The 15,652-nt window shown below is 70.0% G+C and carries 15 protein-coding genes; 13 read left to right on the forward strand and 2 right to left on the reverse strand.

All coding sequences use genetic code 11. The features are described from left to right. Window positions 1-33: 33 nt before the first annotated feature. A complete protein-coding gene (rfbA, locus tag I6J71_RS40905; RefSeq protein ID WP_204091745.1) occupies window positions 34-915 on the forward strand; it encodes a glucose-1-phosphate thymidylyltransferase RfbA in 882 nt (293 codons plus the stop codon). 408 nt (window positions 916-1,323) lie between these two features. Here the strand turns inward: rfbA and htpX are convergent, their stop codons facing one another. Beyond that, window positions 1,324-2,172, reverse strand: coding sequence for a zinc metalloprotease HtpX (gene htpX / locus I6J71_RS40910; protein WP_204091746.1), 849 nt, complete (start codon window positions 2,170-2,172; stop codon window positions 1,324-1,326). A 131-nt stretch (window positions 2,173-2,303) separates the two neighbouring features. Between htpX and I6J71_RS40915 the strand changes: the two genes are divergently transcribed. The 12 genes from I6J71_RS40915 (at window position 2,304) to I6J71_RS40970 (ending at window position 14,949) form a co-directional block, all read left to right on the forward strand. Then, window positions 2,304-3,272 carry a YncE family protein gene (locus tag I6J71_RS40915; RefSeq protein ID WP_204091747.1) on the forward strand — a complete coding sequence of 323 codons (969 nt, stop codon included), beginning with the start codon at window positions 2,304-2,306 and terminating at the stop codon, window positions 3,270-3,272. A gap of 39 nt (window positions 3,273-3,311) precedes the next feature. After that, complete coding sequence (locus I6J71_RS40920) at window positions 3,312-4,187, forward strand: LLM class F420-dependent oxidoreductase (RefSeq protein WP_204091748.1); 876 nt, start codon at window positions 3,312-3,314, stop codon at window positions 4,185-4,187. Between the two features lie 384 nt (window positions 4,188-4,571). Next, entirely contained in the window at window positions 4,572-5,807 is a 1,236-nt protein-coding gene (locus I6J71_RS40925; RefSeq protein ID WP_204091749.1) for a class I SAM-dependent methyltransferase, read from the forward strand. After that, complete coding sequence (locus I6J71_RS40930) at window positions 5,804-6,592, forward strand: sugar phosphate nucleotidyltransferase (RefSeq protein WP_204091750.1); 789 nt, start codon at window positions 5,804-5,806, stop codon at window positions 6,590-6,592. The genes I6J71_RS40925 and I6J71_RS40930 overlap by 4 nt, the downstream gene beginning before the upstream one ends. Beyond that, window positions 6,589-7,236 (forward strand): PIG-L deacetylase family protein, encoded by a 648-nt coding sequence (locus tag I6J71_RS40935; RefSeq protein WP_204091751.1) that lies wholly within the window; start codon window positions 6,589-6,591, stop codon window positions 7,234-7,236. The genes I6J71_RS40930 and I6J71_RS40935 overlap by 4 nt, the downstream gene beginning before the upstream one ends. Before the next feature lie 5 nt (window positions 7,237-7,241). Continuing rightward, the gene (locus tag I6J71_RS40940; protein WP_204091752.1) at window positions 7,242-8,264 is read left to right on the forward strand and encodes an NAD(P)-dependent oxidoreductase; all 1,023 of its coding nucleotides are present in this window, start codon (window positions 7,242-7,244) and stop codon (window positions 8,262-8,264) included. Continuing rightward, entirely contained in the window at window positions 8,264-9,532 is a 1,269-nt protein-coding gene (locus tag I6J71_RS40945) for a DUF4910 domain-containing protein (protein ID WP_204091753.1), read from the forward strand. The genes I6J71_RS40940 and I6J71_RS40945 overlap by 1 nt, the downstream gene beginning before the upstream one ends. 41 nt (window positions 9,533-9,573) lie before the next feature. Beyond that, on the forward strand, window positions 9,574-10,947 hold the full coding sequence (locus tag I6J71_RS40950) for a hypothetical protein (protein ID WP_239155564.1): 1,374 nt from the start codon (window positions 9,574-9,576) through the stop codon (window positions 10,945-10,947). Continuing rightward, complete coding sequence (locus I6J71_RS40955) at window positions 10,944-11,897, forward strand: glycosyltransferase family A protein (protein WP_204091754.1); 954 nt, start codon at window positions 10,944-10,946, stop codon at window positions 11,895-11,897. Before I6J71_RS40950 ends, I6J71_RS40955 begins: the two co-directional genes overlap by 4 nt. Next, entirely contained in the window at window positions 11,894-13,087 is a 1,194-nt protein-coding gene (locus I6J71_RS40960; RefSeq protein WP_204091755.1) for a polysaccharide pyruvyl transferase family protein, read from the forward strand. The genes I6J71_RS40955 and I6J71_RS40960 overlap by 4 nt, the downstream gene beginning before the upstream one ends. After that, window positions 13,084-13,626, forward strand: coding sequence for a dTDP-4-dehydrorhamnose 3,5-epimerase (rfbC, locus tag I6J71_RS40965; RefSeq protein WP_204091756.1), 543 nt, complete (start codon window positions 13,084-13,086; stop codon window positions 13,624-13,626). Before I6J71_RS40960 ends, rfbC begins: the two co-directional genes overlap by 4 nt. A gap of 12 nt (window positions 13,627-13,638) precedes the next feature. Then, a complete protein-coding gene (locus tag I6J71_RS40970; RefSeq protein WP_204091757.1) occupies window positions 13,639-14,949 on the forward strand; it encodes a glutamate-1-semialdehyde 2,1-aminomutase in 1,311 nt (436 codons plus the stop codon). Window position 14,950: 1 nt separating this feature from the next. On the opposite strand, the gene I6J71_RS40975 is transcribed toward I6J71_RS40970, so the two are convergent. Next, window positions 14,951-15,652, reverse strand: coding sequence for a cyclopropane-fatty-acyl-phospholipid synthase family protein (locus tag I6J71_RS40975; RefSeq protein WP_239154195.1), 702 nt, complete (start codon window positions 15,650-15,652; stop codon window positions 14,951-14,953).

The following is a 15,652-nucleotide window of genomic DNA, read 5'->3' on the forward strand; positions in this document are numbered from 1 at the left end:
TCGGTCCGGTGAGGGTCAGGAGTGAGGAGTGGGATGAAGGGCATCGTGCTGGCGGGCGGCAGCGGGACGCGGCTGCACCCGATCACGCAGGCCGTGTCGAAGCAGCTGCTGCCCGTCTACGACAAGCCGATGATCTACTACCCGATTTCGGTGCTGATGCTGGCCGGGATCAGGGACATCCTCGTGATCTCCACGCCGGCCGACCTGCCGAACTTCCGCGGGCTGCTCGGCGACGGCAGCCAGTTCGGGCTGTCGTTCTCCTTCGCAGAGCAGCCCAGCCCCAACGGCTTGGCCGAGGCCTTCGTCATCGGCGCCGACTTCGTGGGCGACGACTCCGTCGCCCTCGTGCTGGGCGACAACATCTTCTACGGCCAGGGCTTCTCGCGGACGCTCCAGACCGCCGCCACCGACCTCGACGGCTGTGTGCTGTTCGGGTACCAGGTGAAGGACCCCGAGCGCTACGGCGTCGGGGAGCTCGACGGGTCGGGGAAACTCGTGTCCATCGAGGAGAAGCCCACTTCACCGCGGTCCAACAACGCCATCACCGGGCTGTACTTCTACGACAACGAGGTCGTCGACATCTCGCGCGCGCTGCAGCCCTCGCACCGCGGCGAGCTCGAGATCACGGACGTCAACCTCACCTACCTGCGCGCCGGGCGCGCCACCCTCATCGAACTCAGCCGCGGCTTCGCCTGGCTCGACACGGGCACCCACGACTCCCTGCTCGAGGCGGGGCAGTTCGTGCAGGTGCTGGAGCACCGGACGGGGGTACGAATCGCCTGCCTGGAGGAGATCGCGCTGCGGATGGGGTTCATCAGCGCGGATGAGTGCTTCGCGCTGGGGGCGAAGCTGTCGAAGAGCGGGTATGGGGAGTACGTGATGAACGTCGCGAAGTCTTCGGGGGCGGCCGGCTGAGGTTGTTGGGGGTTCCGGCGTAGAACGAACGGGCGGGTCGCGCCGCCCCGTCGGTGCGAGTAGACCGGTCGCGCCGCGAATGGACCGGTAGCACGGCATCGGCGTAGCGCGCGGACCAGTCGGTCGGCGCCAGCTGCGACTGGACCACTCGTGCCGCGACGCGGACTTGGCGAGTGGACCCCAGCAGCACCCAGACGGCGCCAGTGGATCTTTCGCGCCGCAGCACGGGGCGACACGAGCGGAAGTGTCGAGCCACCCGGGCGCAGCGAGTGGATCAGTGGCGCGATGCCGCCGCAGCGACTGGACCGGCAGCACCGCGCGAACGGTACAAGTGGACCCCTCGACCAACGTCACCTCCGTGAGTGGACCGGTCAGGCCACGCAGTCGGCGCGAGTGGACCCGTCGGAGTCAGAGGCCGCGCGCCAGCTGTTCCAGGCGGTCGATGCGGTCTTCGATCGGGGGGTGCGTGGAGAACAGCTTGGACAGCCCCGCGCCCGGGCGGAAGGGGTTGGCGATCATCAGGTGTGACTGCGACACCACGGCCGGCTCGGGGGCGAGCGGGGCGGCGCGCGTGCCGCGCTCCAGTTTGCGCAGGGCGGAGGCCAGGGCGAGCGGGTCGCCGGTGAGCTGGGCGCCCGAGGCGTCCGCCTGGTACTCGCGGGAGCGGCTGACGGCGAGCTTGATGACCGACGCGGCGATGGGGCCGACCAGGATGATCAGCAGCGAGGCGATCGGGTTGCCCTCGCGGTCGTTGCCGCCGAAGAAGAAGGCGATGTTGGCGAGGAAGCTGACGACGCTGGCGAGCGCGCCGGCCACGCAGGAGATCAGGATGTCCCGGTTGTACACGTGCGAGAGCTCGTGGCCGAGGACCGCGCGCAGCTCGCGCTCGTTCAGCAGCTCGAGGATGCCGGCGGTGCAGCAGACGGCGGCGTGCTGCGGGCTGCGGCCGGTGGCGAACGCGTTGGGTGCGACCGTCGGGCTGATGTAGAGCGCCGGCATCGGCTGGCGGGCGGTGGTGGCCAGCTCGCGGACGATGCGGTACATCGCGGGCTGCTCGACCTCGGAGACGGGCCGCGCGCGCATGGCGCGCAGGGCCAGCTTCTCGGAGTTGAAGTAGGCGAACGCGTTGACCCCGAGCGCCACGACCACGCCGATGATCAGGGCACCCCGGCCGAACAGGCCGCTGATCCCGATGATGATGGCCGACAGCAAGCCGAGCAGCAACGCCGTCTTCAGCCCGTTCTGGTGCTTGTGCACGCGGCTCGCCTCCGTCCGCACTGAGGGGTGGTTACTCACCGGAAACAACGCGATCGGGCGACCCGAAGTTCCTTCACGTGATCCACTCGCGAGTTAGGGTCGACCGAGCGCCCCGACCGAGGAGGTGGGCGATGCGGGGTCCGGAACTGAGCAGGCGGAGCCTGTTCGCCCTGGCCACGGCGGGTGTGGCCACGGCCGCGCTGGCCGGTTCGGCGCGGGCGGAGCAGGTGAGGGTGGTCGACGTCGGCGGGGCGCTGACGGCCGTTGCCGTGAACCCGGTCACGGGGCTCGTCTACGTCACCGACTCGAACTCGGGCACGGTGGCCGTGCTCGACCCGAACGCGGGGCGCGTGATCACGCTCATCCCGGTCGGCGGCAAGCCCAGCGACGTCGCCGTCGACTCCGCGGCCAACCGTGTGTACGTGGCGAACCCGCCCGGCGGCACCGTGATCGCGCTCGACGCACTGAGCCACCAGGCGGTGAGCGTCGTCGGCGCGGGCGCCGGTGCGTCGTCGGTCGCCGTGGACCCGGCGGCGAACAAGGTGTACGCGGTGAGCGGCTCCACCGGCACCTTCGCGATCCTCGACACGCTCAGCCTCACGACCCAGCGGATCGTGGCCGCGCCGAAGTCCGGGCTGGCCGGCATCGCCCTCGACACCGGGCGGCGGCTCGCCTACTGCACGAGCCCGACGACGGACTCCCTCGAGATCTTCGACCTCGACGCCGGAAAGTTCACCGGCAGCACCGGCGTCGGGGCCTCGCCCACGGGCGTCGCGGTGCACCAGGCGAGCGGCACGGTGTTCGTCGCGAACTCCGCGATCCACCACATGTCCATTGTGGATCCGGTGTCGCGGACGCAGAGCAAGACCGTGCTGCTGCGCAGCGAAGCGTCGGCGATCGCGGTGAACCAGGCCACCGAGACCGTGTACACCAACGGCGGCCAGAACGGACTGTCCCGCGTGGACGGAAAGGCCGGCGTGCTCAACGGCGAGCTGAGCCTCGGCGTGAACCCCGGCGACCTCGCCGTCGACCAGCGGACCCGTGCCGTTTACGTGACGGATCCCTTGCACGGCACCGTTTCCGTCGTCCGCAACTTTTGACCGCGCAGGTGGTGTAACTCCAGGTATACCGTCGAACGCATGAAACTCGGACTGCAGATCCCCAACTTCACCTGGGCGGGCGGGCCGGCGACGCTCGGTTCCGACCTCGCCGCTGTCGCGCGCACGGCCGACCAGGCCGGTTTCGACTACGTCGGCGTGATGGACCACTTCTTCCAGATCCGCGGCGTCGGGCCGAGCGAGAACGACATGCTCGAGGCCTACACGACGCTGGGCTTCCTCGCGGCGCACACCGAGCGCGCCAAGCTGCTGACCGTGATCACCGGCGTCATCTACCGCCACCCCGGCCTGCTGGCGAAGACGATCACGACGCTCGACGTGCTCTCCGGCGGCCGCGCGGTGCTCGGCATCGGCGCCGGCTGGAACGAGGAGGAGTCGAAGGGCCTCGGTTTCCCGTTCCCGCCAACCGCGGAGCGCTTCGAACTGCTCGAGGAGAACCTCCAGTACATCCTGCAGATGTGGGGCGAGGGCGACGCCGCGTTTTCGAGCAAGCACTTCGAGGCCGAGCGCCTGCTGAACTCGCCGCAGGTCCTGTCGCGCCCGCACCCGCCGATCATGATCGGCGGCGGTGGCGAGAAGAAGACGCTGCGCTTCGTCGCCAAGTACGGCGACGCGTGCAACATCTTCAACACCCCCGACGTGGAGCACAAACTCGACGTGCTCAAGCAGCACTGCGAGAACGAGGGCCGCGACTACAACGAGATCACCAAGACCGCCTACCACACCCTCGACATCGGCGAGAAGGGCGAAAAAGCGGGCGAACTCCTGGCCGACCTGGAGCGCCTCCACAACCTCGGCTTCGACGCTGCGATCGGCAGCGTCCCCGGCGTGCCCGACGTGTCACTGCTGGAAAAGTTCGCCACCGACGTGATCCCCGCGGCTGAAAAACTGGTGTGAACTGAGTCTCTCACTTCCACTCCGGGGCAACGACTCGTTCACGATCCCGCGGCGTGGTTTGGGAAAAACACGCCTGTCCGGTCGCGGCGTTACTCTCCGCACCTGCCGTGGGCCGACGTGAAGCCCACCCGTTCCTCCTGCTCCCACCCCGCGAGATCGCGCCGGCTTCTGGACTGAGCGGTTTCCGCGCGGCCCCTCGGCCGCGCGGAAACCGGGAGGCAACCGGGTTCAAGCGATCTCGCCGCCTCGGCGGAGCCGAGGCAAAAGATGCAGAGCACATCTCATTTCGAACTCGGTGCTCCACCCCTCGCGCGCTCCCTGTAACGACCATCCGCTGGTCATCGACGTGTCTAGCACGCAAGCCGCGAGCCGAGGAGCCCGTTGATGACCACATGCCGACTCTGCGGTTCGACAGCTCTGGTGAGTGTCGTCGATCTCGGGGCGACCCCGCCGTGTGAGCGGTTCCTGACCGCGCAGCAGCTGGCCGAGCCAGAGCACACCTATCCGCTGCACCTGCAGGTCTGCACCGAGTGCTGGCTGGCGCAGATCCCGCCGCTGATCACGCCCGAGGACACGTTCACCGACTACGCGTACTTCTCGTCGTTCTCCACCTCGTGGGTGGAACACGCGCGCGAGTACGTCGACGAGTCGGTGGAGCGGCTGGGACTGGGGCCTGATTCGTTCGTGGTGGAGGTGGCCAGCAACGACGGTTACCTGCTGCAACACGTGGTGGCGAGGGGTATCCGCTGTCTGGGCGTCGAGCCGTCGGTGAACGTCGGGCAGGCCGCGCGCGACAAGGGCGTGCCGACGAAAACCGCGTTCCTCAGCCCCGAGACGGGGCGCGACGTGCGTGAGGAACACGGGCCGGCCGACCTCGTCGCCGCCAACAACGTGTACGCGCACATCCCCGACATCATCGGCTTCACCCACGGCCTGCGGGCACTGGTCGCCGACGACGGCTGGGTCTCCATCGAGGTGCAGCACCTGCTCACACTGATCAGCGAGAACCAGTACGACACGATCTACCACGAGCACTTCCAGTACTACACGGTGGAATCCGCGCGACGCGCGCTCGCGGTCGGCGGACTGTCCGTTGTGGACGTCGAACTCCTGCCGACGCACGGCGGCTCGATCCGGCTGTGGGCGCGGCCGACTGAGGTCGCCGGTGAGCCGAGCGCGCGGATGGTCGACGTGCTGGAGCGCGAGAAGGCCGCGGGCCTGCACGAGCTGTCCGGCTACACCGAGTTCGCCGAGCGCGTCACGCGCGTGCGGCTCGACCTGCTGGAATTCCTGGTCAAGGCGGCCAAGGAGGGCAAGACCGTGGTGGGCTACGGCGCCCCCGGCAAGGGCAACACGCTGCTGAACCACTGCGGCATCCGGCCCGACCTGCTCGCCTACACGGTGGACCGCAACCCGTACAAGCACGGCCGGTTCACCCCGGGCACCCGCGTGCCGATCCTCGAACCCGAGCGCATCGCGGCCGACAAGCCCGACTACGTCCTCGTCCTTCCCTGGAACCTGCGGAAGGAACTCACCGAGCAACTGTCCTACGTAGACGACTGGGGCGGGCGGCTCGTGTTCCCGATCCCCCGTCTGGAGATCGTCGAGGTGAAGCAGTGAAGGTTGTCCTCTTCTGCGGCGGCTACGGCATGCGCATGCGCAACGGCGACGCGTCCGACGTGCCGAAGCCGATGGCCATGGTGGGGCCGAGACCGCTGATCTGGCACGTGATGCGCTACTACGCGCACTTCGGCCACACCGAGTTCGTGCTGTGCCTGGGCTACGGCGCCCACCACATCAAGGAATTCTTCCTCGACTACCGCGAGACGACGTCCAACGACTTCGTGCTGCGCAACGGAAAACCGGAACTCCTGTCCACCGACATCGCCGACTGGACCATTTCATTCGTCCAGACCGGCATCGAGTCGCCGATCGGCGAACGCCTGCGCCGTGTGCGCGAGTACCTCGACGGCGACGAGATGTTCCTCGCCAACTACGCCGACGTGCTCACCGACGCGCCTCTGGACGAGATGGTGGAGCGCTTCTCCGAGACCGAAGCCGGCGCGTCGATGATGGTCGTGCCACCGCAGTCGTCGTTCCACTGCGTCGAGATGGACGAGGGCGGCCGGATCGGCGCCATCACACCGGTGAGCGACATGCCGCTGTGGGAGAACGGCGGGTACTTCGTGCTGCGCCAGGAGATCTTCGACCACATCCCGGAGAACGGCGACCTGGTCGCCGACGGCTGCGGCGAACTCGCCAAGCGCGGCCGGCTGCTGGCCTACCCGTACCGCGGGTTCTGGAAGCCGACCGACACGGTCAAGGAGCGCTACGCGCTCGACGCCGCCTACACCCACGGTAACCGGCCTTGGGCCCTGTGGGAGCGGGACAAGGTGCACGCGTGATCAAGCTCGGCACGGAACGGCTCGACCGCGTCGTCGCACTGGGTGCCCACTGCGACGACATAGCGATCGGCGCCGGCGGGACGCTGCTCACGCTCTGTGGCGAGCGGCCCGGCGTCCGGGTCGACGCCCTGGTGCTGTCGGGCGGTGGCACCGAACGCGAGGACGAGGAACGGGCGGCACTGGCCGCGTTCTGCCCGGGCGCGGACCTCGACGTGACGGTGCTGAAGCTGCCCGACGGCCGGCTCCCGGCCCACTGGGACGAAGCCAAGAACGCGCTGGAAGAACTCAAGCAGCGCACCGACCCGGACGTGGTCTTCGCGCCGCGCACGGTCGACGCGCACCAGGACCACCGTGGCCTGGCCACGCTGGTACCCACGGTCTACCGGGGGTACCTGGCGCTGGGCTACGAGATCGTGAAGTGGGACGGCGACCTCGGCCGCCTCCCGGCGTACGTGCCGCTCACCAGTGAGCTGGCCGAGCGGAAGGTGCGGCTGCTGCAGGAGCACTACGCGTCCCAGCGGCACCGCCCGTGGTACGACCGCGAGGCCTTCCTCGGCCTCGCCAGGATCCGCGGCATCGAGTGCCAGGAGCGGTACGCGGAGGCCTTCGAACTGAACAAACTCGTTCTCGACCTGAGGGGCTGACTGACATGCGGGTGTTGCTGACCGGGCACACGGGTTATCTGGGCACGGTGATGGCGCCGGAGCTCGAGGAGGCCGGGCACGACGTCGTCGGCCTCGACTCCGGGCTGTTCGCGGGGTGCCTGCTGGGCCCGGCCCCGAAGGACCCGCCCTCGATCGACGTGGACCTGCGCGACCTGCGCCCCGAGCACCTCGAGGGCTACGACGCGGTGGTCCACCTGGCCGCGCTGTCCAACGACCCGCTGGGCTCGCTGGCGCCGGAACTCACCTACGACATCAACCACCACGCGTCGGTGCGGCTGGCCGAGCTGGCCAAGGACGCGGGCGTCGGCCGGTACCTGTATGCGTCGACGTGCTCGGTCTACGGTGCCTCGGGCGGCGGCGGGCTCGTCGACGAGGACGCGCCGCTGCGGCCGGTGACGCCGTACGCCGAGTCGAAGGTGCGGGTGGAGGAAGAGGTTTCGAAGCTCGCCGACGACACCTTCACACCGGTGTACATGCGCAACGCCACCGCGTTCGGCTTCTCGCCGCGGCTGCGCGCCGACATCGTGCTGAACAACCTCGTCGGCCACGCGTACCTCTCCGGCGAGGTGCTGGTGCTGTCGGACGGCACGCCGTGGCGGCCGCTCGTGCACGCCAAGGACATCGCCCGCGCCTTCACCGCCGCGCTCGAAGCGCCGCGCGAGGCCGTGCACAACCGCGCGTTCAACATCGGCACCGAGCGCAACAACGTGACGGTCGCGGAGATCGCGCAGGAGGTCGTGGACGCCGTGCCCGGCTCGAAGCTGCGCATCACCGGCGAAGCCGGGGCCGACCCGCGCTCGTACCGCGTGGACTTCTCCCGCTTCCGCGAGGCGATCCCGGGCTTCGACTGCGAGTGGGGTGTGAAGGACGGCGCGCTGCAGCTGATCGACGCCTACCGCGACTACGAGCTCACCAAGGCGCAGTTCGAGCGCCGCTTCACCCGGCTCAACTGGCTGTCCGACCGCCAGGCCGACGGCTCCGTCGACGAGACGCTGCGGCGCCACTGATGCTCACGGGGGGCGAGATGCACGCGCTGGTGGAGCGGATGTACCCGCTCTGCCGGAGCATCACGGGCGACGGGGTCCGGGCCACGCTCGCGATCGTCGGGGAGCACCTCGGGCTGCAGCAGCACGAGGTGCCGACCGGCACGCAGGTGCTGGACTGGACCGTGCCGCAGGAGTGGAACGTCCGCGACGCCTACGTCGCGGATTCGTCCGGCCGGCGCGTGATCGACTTCCGGGAGTCGAACCTGCACCTGGTCGGCTACTCCGTACCGGTCGACGAGACGATGAGCCTCGCCGAGCTGCGGGGGCACCTGCACACGCTGCCGGAAAGCCCGTCGTGGATCCCGTACCGCACCAGCTACTACTCGCCCACCTGGGGTTTCTGCCTCGCGCAGGACGTGCTCGACGCCCTGCCCGAGGGCGACTACCACGTGAAGATCGATTCGACGCTGGCCGACGGCTCGCTCACCTACGCCGAGCACGTGGTGCCCGGCGAGGTGAGCGACGAGGTCATCGTGTCGTGCCACGTGTGCCACCCGTCGCTGGCCAACGACAACCTCGCCGGCATCGCGGTGGCCGTGTCGCTCGCGCAGGCGCTGGCCGAAACCGGCAAACCGCACTACACGTACCGGTTCCTCTTCATGCCCGGCACGATCGGCGCGATCACCTGGCTCGCCCGGGGGTCCGAACGCGTCGACCGTGTGAAGCACGGCGTGGTGCTGGCGTGCGCCGGCGACCGCGGTTCGCTGACGTACAAGCGCAGCCGCCGCGGTGACGCCGACATCGACCGCGTGATGGCATACGTGCTGAAGGACAAGCCGCACGAGATCCGCGAGTTCTCGCCCTACGGCTACGACGAGCGGCAGTTCTGCTCCCCCGGCTTCAACCTCGGCGTCGGCTCGCTCACGCGCACGCCGTACGCGGGCTATCCGGAGTACCACACGTCGGCGGACAACCCGGGCTTCGTCTCGCCCGAGGCGATGGAAGACACGCTCGCCACGCTGCGCACCGCGTTCTCCGTGCTCGACCGCAACCGCCGCTACGTGAACCTCAGCCCCTACGGCGAACCGCAGCTGGGCAAGCGCGGCCTGTACGACTCGCTCGGCGGCCGCAGCGACGCCAAGGCAGCGCAGATGGCGATGCTGTGGGTGCTCAGCTACTCCGACGGCGAGCACAGCCTGCTGGACATCGCCGAGCGTGCGGACCTCCCCTTCGACGCCGTGGTCACCGCGGCCCGGGCCCTGCAGGTCGCGGGCCTGCTCAAGGAGTGAGTCCGGTGCCCGCGATCCTGCGCTCGCGGGCCGTCCGTGCGATGGCGGGACGGCTGAGCTGGGGCCTGGGCGACCAAGCCGTGTCGAGCCTGACCAACTTCGTGGTGGGGCTTTACGTCGCGCGCTCGCTGGGCGCGACGGCGTTCGGGCTGTTCAGCATCGCGTGGGTGACGTACGGGGTCATCCTCAACGTCTCGCGCGGCCTTGCGACCGACCCGCTGATGGTGCGCTTCTCCGGCGTCGCCAAGGCGCGCTGGCGCGAGGCGCTGGGCCGGGCCGTGGGCACGGCGCTGGTGGTGGGCGTCGCGACCGGGCTCGTGTGTGTCCTCTTCGGACTCGCCGTGGGCGGCTCGCTCGGCGACGCGTTCCTCGCGCTGGGTGTGGTGCTGCCGTTCCTGCTGGTGCAGGACGCGTGGCGGTTCGGCTTCTTCGCCGCGGGCACCGGGCAGCGGGCGTTCGTGAACGACGGGATCCAGGCCGTGGCGCTGTTCCCGGCGCTGGTCCTGGGCGCGCGCTACGGCACGGTCGTCGCGTTCCTGCTGGCGTGGGGCTGCTCCGCGGGTGTCGCGGCGCTGTTCGGCTGGGTGCAGACGAGCGTGCTGCCGAAGCTGGGCGCGGTGCGCTCGTGGCTGCGCGACCACCGCGAGCTGGGTGTGCGCTACCTCGTGGAGAACGTGAGCAACAGCGGGTCTTCGCAGCTGCGCGCCTACGGGCTGGGTGCGGTCGCCGGGCTGGCCGCGGTGGGCACGGTGCGCGGCGCGGAGCAGCTGCTCGGGCCGTTCCTGGCGTTGCTGATGGGGCTTTCGCTGGTGACGGTGGCCGAGGGCGCGCGGGTGCTGCAGCGGTCACCGCACCGGCTGTGGCACTTCTGCGTGGTGCTGGGCGGCGCGCAGGCGGCTGCCGCGCTCGCGTGGGGCCTCGGACTGCTGCTGTTCGTGCCGGATTCGGCCGGGCGGTTCGTGCTCGGCTCGCTGTGGGACAGCTCGTCGCTGCTGATCCTGCCGGTGACGTTCGCGGTGGTGGGCGCGAGCTTCACGACGGGCGCGACGGCGGGCCTGCGGGCGCTGGGCATGGCGAAGCGGAGCCTGCGCTCGCAGCTGATCGCTTCGGTGTTCTACGTCGTCTTCGGCCTGATCGGTGCCGCGCTGGGCGGTGCCGCGGGGTCGGAGTGGGGCGTCGCGATCGCGACGATCACGGGTTCGGCCGTGTGGTGGTGGCAGCTGCGGATCGCGTTGCGCGAGTACTTCGCCGACCGCGCCGCCGCCGTGGATCTTCCGAAACTCCCGCCGGCGCCCGAGACGCCGGCACCCCGGTCACCGGAGGGCTCGATGGAGTTCCGCCCGGTGTCGGGTTCGTTCAGCCACGAAGAGCTCGATGCCGCCTCCGACGGCAGGACAGAAATGAGAACGGGATGAGCGCGGTTCCCCGGCTGACCATCGGTCTGCCCGTGTACAACGGCGAGGAGTTCCTGGGCGAGGCGCTCGACGCGCTGCTCGGCCAGACCTACGAGGACTTCGAGCTGATCATCTCCGACAACGCCTCGGCCGACGCGACCGAGGAGATCTGCCGCCAGTACGCGGGCAAGGACGCGCGGATCCGGTACGTGCGCCAGGCCCGCAACATCGGCGCGACGCCCAACCACAACGTCCTGCTCGACCTGGCGCGCGGCGAGCTGTTCAAGTGGGCCTCGCACGACGACCTCTACGGGCGCGAGCTGATCGCCAAGTGCGTCGAGGCGCTCGACGAGCGGCCCGACGTGATCGTGGCGCATTCGCACCAGGCGATCATCGACGGCGACGGCGCGGTGACCGTGCCGCTCGAGTACGTGCACAAGACCGACTCACCCCGGCCGTCGGTGCGGTTCAAGAGCCTGTTGTTCGAACCCGGTGGCGACGACTTCTACGGGGTGATGCGCACCGACGTGCTGCGCCGCGTCACGCCGATGGACAGCTACCACCACGCGGACCGCACGTACGTCGCCGAGCTGGCGCTGCACGGGCCGTTCTACCAGGTACCGGAGCTGCTGTACTTCCGCCGCGACCACCCGGACCGCGCGGAGCGCGCGAACCCGAGCAAACGGTCGCGGTGCGCGAACCTCGACCCCAAGCGCGGCAACCCGATCACGAACCCGACAGCTCGGCTGCTGGCCGAGTACGTGTGGGGTTTCGTGCACGGCATCCGCACCGCACCGCTGTCGTCGCACGAGCGCCGGGCCTGCTACCTGGCGCTGGTGGAGTGGTTCACGAGCCGGGCGCGGCCGGGCGGTGGGGGCGAGCGCGTGGAGGACCGCGCGCCCGTCGAGGCCGGCGAGCTGTCACTGACCGTCGACCTGGTCGTCGCCGGCCGCGAACGGCGGATTTCGTGACCACCCGGGTCGGTGTGTTCGGGTTGCTCGGCTCGGGCAACCTCGGCAACGACGGTTCGCTGGAAGCGGTGCTCGGGTTCCTGCGAGCCGAGCACCCCGACGCCACGGTGTCCGCGTTCTGCGGCGGCCCGGACGTGGTCCGGGCGCGCTACGGGATCCCGGCGACGCGGCTGAACTGGAACAGCGACGAGTACCGCACGGCGTCCGGGGTGCGGTCGATCGCCACCAAGGCGTTCGGGAAGCTCGTCGACGTGGTGCGGACGGCGTCGTGGGTGCGCCGTCAGCACGTGGTGATCGTGCCGGGCATGGGTGTGCTCGAAGCGACGCTTCCGTTGCGGCCGTGGGGTTTCCCGTACGCCCTGTTCCTGCTTTCGCTGCTGGGCCGGCTGTTCGGGACGAAGGTGGCGCTGGTCAGCGTGGGAGCGGATCGGATCAGCGTGCCGGCCACCCGGCTGCTGGTGCGGTCGGCGGCGCGGTTCGCGGCGTACCGGTCCTACCGCGACGAGCTGTCGCGCTCGGCCATGGCGGACATGGGCGTGCGCACGGCCGGCGACGGCGTGTACCCGGACCTGGCGTTCGCGCTGCCGACCCCGGCCGCGAACGAAGACCCGCGCGCGGTCGGCGTCGGTCTGATGGCCTACTACGGCGGCAACGACGACCGCGCGCGCGGCGAGGAGATCCACCGGTCCTATGTGGACTCGATGACGGAGTTCGTGCGGCACCTCGTCGCGCACGACCGGCCGGTGCGCCTGTTCATCGGCGACCGGGCCGACCTCGCGGTGGTGGACGAGATCGTGGCTGCGGTGGATTCGCCGCTGATCACGGCAGAGCCACCGGGTGACCTCGATTCGCTGATGCGGGCGATGGCGGGCGTCGGCTCGGTCGTCGCGACGCGTTACCACAACGTGCTGTGCGCGTTGAAGGCCGGGAAACCGACGCTCGCCATCGGGTACGCGAAGAAGAACGACGTGCTGATGACCGAGATGGGGCTCGGCGAGTTCTGCCAGGAGGCGCGTGCGATCGACGTGCCGCGGCTGATCGCGCAGTTCGAGGATCTGGAACGGCGCGGACCCGAACTCAAGGCCACGCTGGCCGAGCGCAACGACGAACACAAGCAACAGCTGAAATCGCAGTTCAACCTTCTTTCGGCGACCCTCTTCCCCCCGGAGTTCTCCACGGAGGTCCGATGAAAGCCATTCCCGTACCGGCCATCGCCGGCCTGTACCTGTTCCAGCCCACCCCGCACCGCGACGAGCGCGGGTTCTTCTCGCGCACGTTCGACGCCGGCGTCGCGCGGTCCGTCGGCCTCGATCCGGACGCTTTCCTGCAGGACAGCGTGTCGCGTTCGGTGCGCGGGGTGCTGCGCGGGCTGCACCTGCGATCCGGTGCGGGCGAAGCGAAACTCGTGCGCTGCTCGTTCGGGGAGGTGTTCGACGTGGTCGTGGACCTCCGCCCGGATTCGCCGACTTTCCGGGCCGTGGAAACGTTCCGGCTTTCCGGCGACACCCAGGTCAGCATTTACATTCCCGCAGGCTGCGCGCACGGATTTCAAGCACTTTCCGATATCGCTGACGTCTCGTATCGCATCGACCGGGTGCACAATCCGGACGAAGACGTCACAATCGCCTACAACGACCCCGAACTCGCGATTCCGTGGCCGCTGACGCCCACGCTACTGTCCGAACGCGACAAGACCGCTCCCTCGCTCGCCGAGGTGCTGCCGACCTAGAAGGTGACCACAATGGACCTGCCGCGATCCCGAGCCGCGAACGAGCGCCTGCACCGGGTGATCCCGGGTGGTGCGCACACCTACGCGAAGGGCGAGGACCAGTACCCGCAGGACCTCGCTCCGGTGATCTCCCACGGGCGCGGCGCGCACGTGTGGGACGTCGACGGCAACGAGTACATCGAGTACGGCTCGGGATTGCGGGCGGTGAGCCTCGGGCACGGGCATCCGCGCGTCGTCGAGGCGGTGCGGCGGGAGATCGAACGGGGCAGCAACTTCGCGCGTCCGTCCATCGTGGAGGCCGAAGCGGCGGAGCGGTTCCTCGAAACCGTGCCGACGGCCGAGATGGTGAAGTTCACGAAGAACGGCTCCGACGCGACGACGGCCGCCGTGCGGCTCGCGCGCGCGGTCACGGGCCGGCCGCTGGTCGCGCTCTGCGCCGACCACGCGTTCTTCTCGACGGACGACTGGTTCATCGGCACCACCGCCATGTCGGCGGGTATCCCGGGGCAGATCACGGACTTGACCGTGCGCTTCCCGTACGGCGGCCTCGCGGCCACCGAAGCGCTGCTGCAGCAGCACGACGGGCAGATCGCCTGCCTGATTCTGGAAGCGGCGACCCAGCAGGACCCGCCGGAGGGCTACCTCGCCGGGCTCCGCGACCTCGCCCACCGCTACGGTGCGCTGCTGGTGTTCGACGAGATGATCACCGGTTTCCGCTTCTCCGAGCACGGCGCGCAGGGCCTCTACGGAGTCACGCCGGACCTCTCGACGTTCGGCAAGGCCCTCGGCAACGGCTTCGCCGTCTCGGCGCTGGCCGGCAAGCGCGAGTACCTGGAGCTCGGCGGCCTGCGCGACACGCGTGACCGCGTCTTCCTGCTCTCGACCACGCACGGCGCCGAGACGCACTCGCTGGCCGCCGCGATGGCGGTCATGGACACCTACGAGGCCGAGGACGTCACGGCCCGGCTGCACTCGCTGGGCGCGCGTCTGGCCGAGGGCGTGCGCGAAGTCGCCGCGGCGCACGACGTGGCCGACCACGTCGTCGTCCGGGGCCGCGACTGCAACCTGGTGTTCGGCACGCTGGACGAGGCGGGCAAGCCCTCGCAGGACTACCGGACGCTGTTCCTGCGCCAGCTCGTGACGGGCGGGGTGCTGGGCCCGTCGTTCGTGGTCAGCGCCGCACTGTCCGAGGACGACATCGACCGCACGGTGGAGGTCGTCGCGCAGGCCTGCGTGGTCTACCGCAAGGCGCTGCACGCGGGCGACCCGTCGCCGTGGCTGGGCGGGCGGCCGGTGAAGCCGGTGTTCCGCCGCAAGGCCTGAGCTACCGCACGAGCACCAGGTAGGCGAACCCGAGCACACCCCGGTACGCGGTGACGTACTCGCGCTCGCGGGTGTCGAGCCAGTCGCGCGTTTCCGCGGCCCGCGGGTCGCGGGGGTGGGCCAGCAGCCAGTTCAGCCGGCCGGCGCGGGAGGTCGATTCGAAGTCGTCCCACTCGCGCTGGTCGGCGGTGCTCAGGTGCAGCACGCGCCAGCCGGTTTCGCGGCACGCTTCAAGCAGATTGGGCAACGCGAGGACCTCGTCGCCGAAGATCGCCTCCGCCGCGGGGGTGGGTTCGCCTTCCCAGCACCCGTCGCCGTAGAGCAGGCGGCCGGTGACGCCGGCGAGCGCGGCGAGGGCCTGGCGCGTGCCGCCGAACGCGTGGGACGCGCCGATGCAGATCGCGCGGTCGGCCGGGCCGCGCCAGCTCGCGGCGTCCTGCTCGACGAACTCCACGGCCGCGCCACGGTCGCGCGCCGCACGCCGGCCGCGTTCCAGCGCGACCTCGTCGGTGTCGACGGCGATGCCCCGCGCCGCCGTGCCCTCGACCGCGCGGATCAGCAGCTCCCCCCACCCCGCGCCGAGGTCGGCGACGGTGCCGCCGGTGACGTCGAGGCGTTCGAGCAGCAGCGCCGCGTGCCGCTCGTCGAGCGGCGCGTTCCAGCGCATGGCGGACCGGCGCACGAGGGCGGAGTCGTCAGGCAC

It is taken from the genome of Amycolatopsis sp. FDAARGOS 1241 (genome assembly GCF_016889705.1).
Lineage (GTDB): Bacteria > Actinomycetota > Actinomycetes > Mycobacteriales > Pseudonocardiaceae > Amycolatopsis.

Coding starts and splice junctions, on each gene's coding strand:
- rfbA (WP_204091745.1), top strand. CDS start 34: ATGAAGGGCATCGTGCTGGCGGGCGGCAGCGGGACGCGGCTGCACCCG.
- I6J71_RS40940 (WP_204091752.1), top strand. CDS start 7,242: ATGCGGGTGTTGCTGACCGGGCACACGGGTTATCTGGGCACGGTGATG.
- rfbC (WP_204091756.1), top strand. CDS start 13,084: ATGAAAGCCATTCCCGTACCGGCCATCGCCGGCCTGTACCTGTTCCAG.
- I6J71_RS40945 (WP_204091753.1), top strand. CDS start 8,264: ATGCTCACGGGGGGCGAGATGCACGCGCTGGTGGAGCGGATGTACCCG.
- I6J71_RS40970 (WP_204091757.1), top strand. CDS start 13,639: ATGGACCTGCCGCGATCCCGAGCCGCGAACGAGCGCCTGCACCGGGTG.
- I6J71_RS40925 (WP_204091749.1), top strand. CDS start 4,572: ATGACCACATGCCGACTCTGCGGTTCGACAGCTCTGGTGAGTGTCGTC.
- I6J71_RS40950 (WP_239155564.1), top strand. CDS start 9,574: ATGGCGGGACGGCTGAGCTGGGGCCTGGGCGACCAAGCCGTGTCGAGC.
- I6J71_RS40920 (WP_204091748.1), top strand. CDS start 3,312: ATGAAACTCGGACTGCAGATCCCCAACTTCACCTGGGCGGGCGGGCCG.
- I6J71_RS40915 (WP_204091747.1), top strand. CDS start 2,304: ATGCGGGGTCCGGAACTGAGCAGGCGGAGCCTGTTCGCCCTGGCCACG.
- I6J71_RS40955 (WP_204091754.1), top strand. CDS start 10,944: ATGAGCGCGGTTCCCCGGCTGACCATCGGTCTGCCCGTGTACAACGGC.